This window comes from Streptomyces sp. NPDC097619 (assembly GCF_040302735.1).
Taxonomy (GTDB): domain Bacteria; phylum Actinomycetota; class Actinomycetes; order Streptomycetales; family Streptomycetaceae; genus Streptomyces.
Window position 1 is genome coordinate 76,153 of record NZ_JBEOSD010000015.1, and the last position, 8,109, is coordinate 84,261.

7 protein-coding genes are annotated in these 8,109 nt (G+C 76.1%); 2 read left to right on the forward strand and 5 right to left on the reverse strand.

Annotated features, from left to right (window positions below; genetic code table 11):
- Positions 1-61 precede the first annotated feature (61 nt).
- The 3 genes from ABTZ17_RS06810 to ABTZ17_RS06820 form a co-directional block, all read right to left on the reverse strand.
- Entirely contained in the window at positions 62-1,354 is a 1,293-nt protein-coding gene (locus tag ABTZ17_RS06810) for an ATP-binding protein (protein ID WP_352194432.1), read from the reverse strand.
- The gene (locus ABTZ17_RS06815) at positions 1,351-2,262 is read right to left on the reverse strand and encodes a hypothetical protein (RefSeq protein ID WP_352194433.1); all 912 of its coding nucleotides are present in this window, start codon (positions 2,260-2,262) and stop codon (positions 1,351-1,353) included. Before ABTZ17_RS06815 ends, ABTZ17_RS06810 begins: the two co-directional genes overlap by 4 nt.
- A 310-nt stretch (positions 2,263-2,572) precedes the next feature.
- Entirely contained in the window at positions 2,573-3,349 is a 777-nt protein-coding gene (locus tag ABTZ17_RS06820; RefSeq protein WP_352194434.1) for a hypothetical protein, read from the reverse strand.
- Positions 3,350-3,680: 331 nt separating this feature from the next.
- Here ABTZ17_RS06820 and ABTZ17_RS06825 point away from each other — a divergent pair, with 331 nt between their 5' ends.
- Positions 3,681-4,478 (forward strand): nuclease-related domain-containing protein, encoded by a 798-nt coding sequence (locus ABTZ17_RS06825; protein ID WP_352194435.1) that lies wholly within the window; start codon positions 3,681-3,683, stop codon positions 4,476-4,478.
- 210 nt (positions 4,479-4,688) lie between these two features.
- Here the strand turns inward: ABTZ17_RS06825 and ABTZ17_RS06830 are convergent, their stop codons facing one another.
- Together ABTZ17_RS06830 and ligD are read right to left on the reverse strand one after the other, a co-directional pair.
- Positions 4,689-5,630, reverse strand: a complete 942-nt coding sequence (locus ABTZ17_RS06830) for an ATP-dependent DNA ligase (RefSeq protein WP_352194446.1) — start codon at positions 5,628-5,630, stop codon at positions 4,689-4,691.
- Complete coding sequence (gene ligD / locus ABTZ17_RS06835; protein WP_352194436.1) at positions 5,630-6,544, reverse strand: non-homologous end-joining DNA ligase; 915 nt, start codon at positions 6,542-6,544, stop codon at positions 5,630-5,632. The genes ABTZ17_RS06830 and ligD overlap by 1 nt, the downstream gene beginning before the upstream one ends.
- A 175-nt stretch (positions 6,545-6,719) precedes the next feature.
- Between ligD and ku the strand changes: the two genes are divergently transcribed.
- Positions 6,720-7,988, forward strand: coding sequence for a non-homologous end joining protein Ku (gene ku, locus ABTZ17_RS06840; RefSeq protein ID WP_352194437.1), 1,269 nt, complete (start codon positions 6,720-6,722; stop codon positions 7,986-7,988).
- Positions 7,989-8,109 lie beyond the last annotated feature (121 nt).

The window sequence follows — 8,109 nt, forward strand, 5'->3', positions numbered from 1 at the left end:
CCGCTTATGTTCTAGTGAGCCGTATTCAGGCGCCAACCGGTCGAACGGTGGTGAGGAAGTGTCAGGAGTGATCGGATCCGGGCAGCGGCGGGGTGTCCTCCGGCGGCGGGGCGGGCAGGCTCAGCACCGCCAGGGCGCCGCCGCCCTCGGCGTTGCGGAACTCCAGCCGCGCCCCGATCGCCCCCGCCTGCCCCAGCGCGATGGTCAGTCCCAGCCCGTGGCCCTTGCCGCCCGAACCGGCCTCGGTGCGGAACCGCTGCGGCCCGTGGGCCACCAGGTAGTCGGGGTAGCCCTCCCCGTGGTCGCGCACCGACACGGTCAGCCCGTCCACGGTCAGCGCCACCGGGGCCCGGCCGTGCTTGTGCGCGTTGGCCACCAGGTTCCCCAGCACCCGCTCCAGGCGCCGCCGGTCCGTCTCCACGTAGGCGTCCCGCACCACGGTGAACTCCGTGGGCGTTCCGGCGGCCCGCACCACCCGCTCGGCCAGCGGGGCCAGCCGGTGCAGGTCCTTCTCCACCCGTTCCGCCCCGGAGTCCAGCCGCGAGATCTCCAGCAGGTCCTCCGTCAGTTGCCGCATGGTCCGCACCCGCTCCCGCACCATCTCGGTGGGCCGCCCCTCCGGCAGCAGCTCCGCCGCGGCCGTCAGCCCGGTCAGCGGGGTGCGCAGCTCGTGCGCCACGTCCGCGGTGAACCGCTGCTCGCTCGTCAGCTTGGCCTGGAGGGTCGAGGCCATGGTGTCCAGGGCCCCCGAGACCGTCGCCACCTCGTCCTGGTGCCGGCGCGGGTCACGGGTCCGCGGGTCGTCCACCCGGGCGTCCAGATCCCCCTGACTGATCCGGCGGGCCACCGAGGCCGCCAGGTGCAGTCGGCGCGTGACCCGCGTGACGGCCACCGCCCCCACCAGCAGGGTCAGCCCGATCGCCAGCACGGAGGAGCCGATGATGGCGTTGTCCAACCCGCTGATGGTGCGGGCGCTCTGCGTGTAGTCGACGGTCGTGGCCAGGGCCCGACCGTCGGCGGGCCCGGCCGCCCACATCACCGGGGTGCCGTTCAGCTCGGTGACCACGGTGCCCCGCTGCCCGCTCACGGCCAGCGCCCGCAGCGAGCGCGGCATCCCGGCCGGGTCCAGGGCGGTGCCGTGCGGCAGCGGATCCCCGGCCTCATAGGCCCGGGCCGCGTCGGTCAGCTTGGCCAGCGCCTTCTCCCGGGCCGTGTGCACGGTCTGCCGGGTCACCTCCACGTGCACCAGCGCGCCCAGCACCGCCGCCAGGGAGCAGCACATGATCACGATGAAGCAGGCGGCCTTCCAGGTGAGGCTGGCCGTCCAGGCGGGCAGCGGCAGCAGCCTCCTCACGGCTCCTCCCACGCGGTGGTCGGGAGCGGGGCGGGCGGCTCGGCGGGCGGTGCGGCGGGCGGAGCGGGGGTCCGGGGCGCGGCCGGGGCGGCCGGCGGTGTGACGGATCCGGGGGTGGCCCCGTCGGATCCCGTGGCGGTGCCCGTGCCGGTGTCGGCACCGGGCGTCCCGGGGGTGGCCCGGTCGGACGGCCCGCGGTTCGGACGGGTCGACTCCTGCCGCCCGGCCTTCGGCTGGGGCGCGCGGATGATCTGGTCCCGGGTCATGATCATCGTGCGTTGGCGGGGGTCCCAGGACCAGGCGATGCTCCACTCGTAGCCGGGATTGCCGCCCGGCACCCGCAGGATCACGTCCCGCCCGGCCAGCTCCACCGCGATCACGGTGTCGATGGTGCCCATGATGCGGTTGAGGCGTCCGTCCGGGTCCGCGGTGTAGGCGCGGACCGCCAACTGGTGGTCGGGGAGCTCGATGCCGAGGATCAACTCGGCCCGCCCGTTGCCCGTCAGGTCCCGGTAGTACGGCTCCAGCACCGGGCAGCCCGGGGCCCCGGCGGCCTTGCAGGCGCCGAGCGCCGTGACCACCTGGTCGGGCAGCCAGTCCGGGCCCGTGGTCTGCCCCCGGGTGGCCTTCTGCTCGGCCCGCACCACGGCCAGCGGGTCCACGTCGCGCACGTTCTGGTCCTGCACCCGCGGGATGTCCTTCACGTACTCCGGCGGGCTCCCGCCCGGATCCGGCGGCAGCGCCACGGCGCCCTGACGGCCCGGCCACAGGTGCACCGGCCCGCTCGCGATCGGGGTCGGTCCGGCGCTCTCCAGCTGTCCCGTACCGCCGCAGCCCGCGAGGGCCGGTGACAGCGCGGCGAGGGCCAGGGCCGGTACGGCGGTACGGGCCGCGCGACGCAGCTTCACGGATCTGGTCCGGCCTTCCTGTCCCGGGGCCCGCGCCCGGCGGGGCCGCGCGGCGCACTCCTGTCGGCGTTCGGTGCGTCGGTCGTCGGTCGTCAGCGCGTCGGTGTTCGGTCCGACCGCGCCGGTTCCGAGGTTCCGACGGCGTCCGTTCCCGTGACGTCACGTCCGACGACGTTCGGCCCGCTCAGTCTATGAGCCCTATGGTGCGTTACATCCCTTTTGGGGTCGCGGTCGGGGTGGGGTCCGGGGTGCGGTGCCGGGGGCGTCACCGGTGCCGGCGTCGGGGCCCGTCCGGATCCGAGGCCGGAGGTCAGGCGGTGGTGCGGCCGCGGCGCAGCATCGCGAAGCCCAGCCCGGCGGCCCCCGCGGCGGCCATCCCGCCGCCGGCGGCGAGCAGCAGCACCCCGTCCCCGTCCCCGTCGGCGACGCTCCCGAGGCGCAGGGGCTCCAGGCTGCCCGCGGCCCGGACCCCGCCGGTGGTGCCGGTGGGGGCGGATCCGTCGGAGACGGTGGTCCCGCCGGGCGAGGTCGTGTCGCGTGAGGTCGTGTCGGCCGGGGTGACGGCGCCGGTGCGGTGGGCCGTCTTGTGGCTCTCGGTGCGGTGGCCCGTCGAGGTGCGGCCGTCCGCGCGGGTCCCCGCGTCTCCGCCGTCCGGGCCCTCTCCGCCGTCCGGGCCCTCCCCGTCGGTCGTGCCGTCGCCGGTGCCCGGGCCCGTCCACGAGGTGACGGTGCCGTCGGCGGCCAGGGCGACCCGCAGCCCGTCCGGCCCGCCGTGCGCGGCGGGCGCGGTCCGGCCCGCCGTCACGATCCGCCGGGTCCCGTCCGTCACGACCTCGGCCTCGTAGCCGCGGCCGACCCGGTACACGTCCGCGGTGGACACGCCGTCCGCCAGGGTCAGCCGCTTCACCAGCGTGCGCTGCGCCGCGGCCGTCCCGCTCCGCTCCCCGGCCGTCACGACCGGGGCCCCGGGCCCGTCCGCCACGGCCGTCAGGGCCGCCGGCCCCAGCGCCCAGCCCAGGGCCGCGGCGGCCGTGGCGGTGACGACGACGGCGCGGCGCGGGGTGCGGCTGCTGCGGGGGGTGTTCACGGAGGCGGTCCTTCGGTGGGGGTGGTGCGCGGGGCCGGTGTGGCGGTGCGCGGGAGTGGTGCGGGGCGGCGCGTGGTCGCGGGCGGCGGCCCGGAACCGGTACGGACATCCGGAAACCGGTACGGACCGGATGGTGCGCCCACGCTAAGCGGCGGCCGTTGCGGACGTGCCGCCGCTGTGTAACAGCCGCCCATCGCCGACCGCGCGGAGTCGTTACACGCCGGCCCGCCCCGCCCCGGTCCTTGCCGCGGGCCGCGGCCGGCTGCTCCCATGGTCACGGGACCGCGCCAGGGGGTGGCGCGCTCGCGGGACTACGTCAGGGGGTGGCGGGATGCGCGGACCACGGGTGGTCCCCGCCCGGGCGCACGGCCTGGACCGGCTGTACGTGACGGGGGCCGACGGCACCTGTCTGGCCTGGTACGACCGGACCGCCGGGCGGGTCAGCCTCATCGCGGAGCGCGACCGGGACGCCGTCCTGACGGCCCTGCGCCCTTACCTCACCCGCCCCTGGACGCTGGGCCCACCGCCCGCGCCCGGCCCCGCCGAGCTGTTGCGGCTGGCCCTGCCCCCGGACGAGGACCTGGCGCCGAACCGGCCCGGGGAACCGCTCCTCGGCGCGTTCGAGTACGGCGGTCAGGGCGCCAGGACCCGCCTGCGCGCCCGCCCGCTGCTGCTCGCCCAGCAGCGCTTCGGGGCCGAGCTGGACACCCTGGAGGCCGCAGGCTGGCGCGTCCTGCACGCCGTCCCGCTGCCCGGCGCGGCCTGCATCGACCACCTCCTGATCGGGCCCGGGGGAGTGCTCGCCGTCCGCACCGCCCCCGCCCGCCGCCGCCGGGCGGCCGTCGGCGAGCTGCTGCTCACCCTCGGCCAGGGCGCCGGACGCCCCGACCCGCGCCGCATCCGGGCCGCCGCCCTGCGGGCCTCGCGCGCGCTGGCCACCGCGGTCACCCCGGTCCTCGCCGTCATCGACGCCACCCGCCTCACGGTGGCCCCCACCCTGCGTGACGTGCGTGTCCTGAGCGAGGGGGCCTCGGTGGCCCTGGCCGCCGAACCGGCCACCCTCAAGCAGGCCGAGCTGGACGCCCTCTACGCCACGGCCCGCGACCGGCGAACCTGGTCCCGCTGCTGAGCGCCCCCGCACACCCGGTCCCACGGCCGAGAGGCCGAGAGGTCGAGGGGTCGAGCAGCCGAGTCGAGGAGGGCGCGCGGGCGGGGCGACCGCGTGATCGGGTGGCGTGCGGCGGAGCGATCGGGCGGCCGGCGACAGAGCGACCGGGCTGCCGGCAGCTGAGCGATCGGGTGGCCGGTGGCCGAGCGATCGGGTGGCCGGGCCCCGCCCTCACTCCTCCGGGCGGAACCGGAGCACCTCGGGCGGCGGGTGCCGGGCGGTCGTGTGGCGGACCTCCACGGTGAGGGGCGGGTCCAGCAGCCGGAACGGCACCTCGCCGAGCCCGATGGCCGTCACCGTCCCGCCCCGGTCCGCCCCCGCCTCCCTCCCGACTCCCGCGCCCGCCCCTGCCCTGGGGCCCGCGCCGGTCGCCCCGCGTGCGTCGGCCGCCACGGCCGCCGCGGCCTCCGCCCGGAGGGCCGCGGAGAGGGGGCTCGACACCACCGGGGTGTCGTCCCCGGGCAGCACCAGCACCAGGCTCGCCGGCCGCCGGGCCGGTCCGGTCCAGCCGATGGCCGCCGCCTCCCGGGTGTCGGTGTGCCGCAGCTTGGTCCAGCCGCGCCGCCCGGCGGGGTAGGGCTGGTCCAACCGCTTGATGACCAGCCCCTCGATCCCGCTCGCGGGCAGGGTCTCGTACCAGGTGGCCGCCAGCTCCGGATCCGTGGTCATCGGTACGGGCTGGATCGGCGGGCCCAGCGGCAGCAGCAGGTCCAGCAACAGGCCCCGGCGCCGCTCGTAGGGGCGCGAGCGCAGGTCCAGCCCGGCCAGGGTCAGCACGTCGAAGGCCGCGTACGAGGCGGGCAGGGTCCGGGCCAGTACCGCCGCCCGCGCCGCGGTGGCCGCGGCCGCCCGTCGTTGCACCAGCGCGAACTGCGTCCGGCCCCCGTGCCAGACCACCACCTCCCCGTCGAGGGTGGTCTCGGCGGGCAGCTGCCGGGCCGCCGCCGCCAGATCGGGGAAGGCGGCCGTCACGATCCGCCCGGACCGGGCCTGGAGCACCACCTCCGTGGCCGTGCGGACCACCACCAGCCGGTGCCCGTCGAACTTGGGCTCGTACGCCAGCCCGGCCCCGCGCGGCAGCGTGGTCACCGGCTCGGCCAGCGCCACCCGGATCACGGCGCGCCCCCTCGGCCCGCCGCCGACGGCAGCTCCCCGACCGGGCCGTCCGGGTCCGTCAGCGCCGCGAACAGGTCGCCGTCCCGCTCCAGCCGCGCCACCACCTGCGGGGCCAGGAAGACCAGCTCCTCCGGATCCCGGCAGGCCGCCACCTCCGCCCAGTCGACCGGGGCCGAGGCGGTGGGGCGGGGCCGGGCCCGCAGGGTGTACGGGGCCGCCGTGGTCTTCGCGGCGGCGTTCTGACTGAAGTCGACGAACACCTTCCCCGGCCGCAGCGCCTTCGCCATCCGGTGCACCACCAGCTCGGGAAGGGCCGCCTCCGCTTCCCGGGCCAGCTCCTTCGCGTAGCCGGAGACCTCCTCGGACGGGGTGGGCCGCAGCGGCACCGACAGGTGCAACCCCTTCGCACCGGAGGTCTTCGCGAAAGCCGTCAGACCGTCCGCCGCCAGCCGGTCGCGCAGCCACAGGGCCGCCGTGCAGCACTCCACGACGGTCGCCGGCGGCCCCGGGTCCAGGTCCACCACCAGCCGGTCGGCCAGGGCGGGCCGGTCCGCCCGCCACTGCGGGACGTGGAACTCCACGACCAGGTTCGCCGCCCACATCAGATCCGCCAGCCCGGACACGAGCACCTGTTCGGCCCGCTGGTCCTCGGAGCGCGGCACCCGGGCCGTCCTCACCCAGGCGGGCGTGCCCGGCGGCGGATTCTTCGTGAAGAAACGCTGGCCCTCCGGCCCGTCCGGATAGCGCAGGAAGGACACCGGCCGCCCGGCCAGGTGCGGCAGCATCGCCCCGGCCACCGTGGCGTAGTAGTGCAGCACCTCGCCCTTGGTGGTCCCGGTGTCCGGGTAGAGGACCTTGTCCAGGTTGCTGAGCGCGAGGCGACGCCCCTCCACCTCTGTGATCGGCGTCATACGATGAGACTGCCACGGGGGGAACGAAAGGGCACGAACCGGACGGTGCTCCGGGCCCGGCGGCGCACGAGGGCGCCGGCCGGACCACTCCGCACCGCACCGCACCGGATCCGTGTCGAGTGCGGCACCGGAACGCATCCGTGTCGAGGGCAGGACCGGCCGAAAGGACCCCGCCGTGCGATCCATTTGGAACGGAGCGATCTCCTTCGGACTGGTCAGCATCCCGATCAAGCTGGTCAACGCCACCGAGAACCACTCCATCTCCTTCCGCCAGATCCACACCGCCGACGGCGGCCGGGTCCGCTACCGCAAGGTGTGCGAGCTGGACGGCGAGGAGCTGAGCTCCGCGGAGATCGGCAAGGGGTACGAGGAGCCCGACGGCTCGATCATCCCCATCACGGACGAGGACCTCTCCGCCCTGCCGCTGCCCACGGCGCGCACCATCGAGATCGTCTCCTTCGTGCCCGCGGAGGAGATCGACCCCCTCCAGATGGACGCCGCCTACTACCTCGCGGCCAACGGGGTCCCCGCCGCCAAGCCGTACACCCTGCTGCGCGAGGCCCTGAAGCGGAGCCGGAAGGTCGCCATCGCCAAATTCGCCCTCCGGGGCCGGGAGCGCCTCGGCATGCTCCGCGTGGTCGACGACGTGATCGCCATGCACGGACTGCTCTGGCCGGACGAGATCCGCGCCCCGGAGGGCGTGGCCCCCGAGGAGAAGGTCACGGTCCGGGAGGCGGAGCTCGACCTCGCCGACGCCCTCATGGCCACCCTCGGCACCGTCGACCTCGAATCCCTCCACGACGACTACCGAGAGGCCCTGGAAGAGCTGATCTCCGCCAAGTCGGCGGGCGAGGCTCCCGTCCGCGCGGAGGACGGCGAGGGCGGCGGCGGGCAGGTCATCGACCTGATGGCGGCCCTGGAGAAGAGCGTCCGCGCGGCCCGCGCCTCACGGGGCGAGGAACCGGACGCCACCGGGGAGCCCGCCTCGGACGGAGACGGAGACGGAGCAGGGGACGGGGCCACCGCCGAGGTCACGCCCCTCCGCCCGCCCCGTACGGCACGGGCCCCGAAGGCGGTCGGCGGCAAGAAGTCCACCACCGCGAGCACCAGGAAGACGGCGACCGGCAGCACGACGAAGACCGCCGCCGGAGGCGCGACGAAGAGCACCGCCAAGGGCGCGACCAAGTCCACCACGGCCCGAGGCGCCGGTGCCGGTACCGGTGCCGTGAAGAGCACGGCGAAGAAGACCCCTGCGGCGAAGAAGAGCACATCGACGGCCACCGCCAAGAAGACGACGGCGACGGCATCGACGGCGAAGGGTGCGAAGAAGGCCACCGCCAAGGGCGCCGCGAAGAGCACCGCCAAGGCCACGGGGAAGAGCACGGGTCGCTCGGCGACGACCTCGGCCTCGACTTCGACCTCGAAGCGAGCGGCCTCGGCCTGACGTCGGAGGGGTTCACGCCGGCATGTCGGAGGGGCCCCGCACCTCGTGGAGCGGCTGGCCGAACTGGAACGGCAGCTCATGTTCCGGGTGGTCTGGCAGGACGACCGGGGGCGGGTGCAGG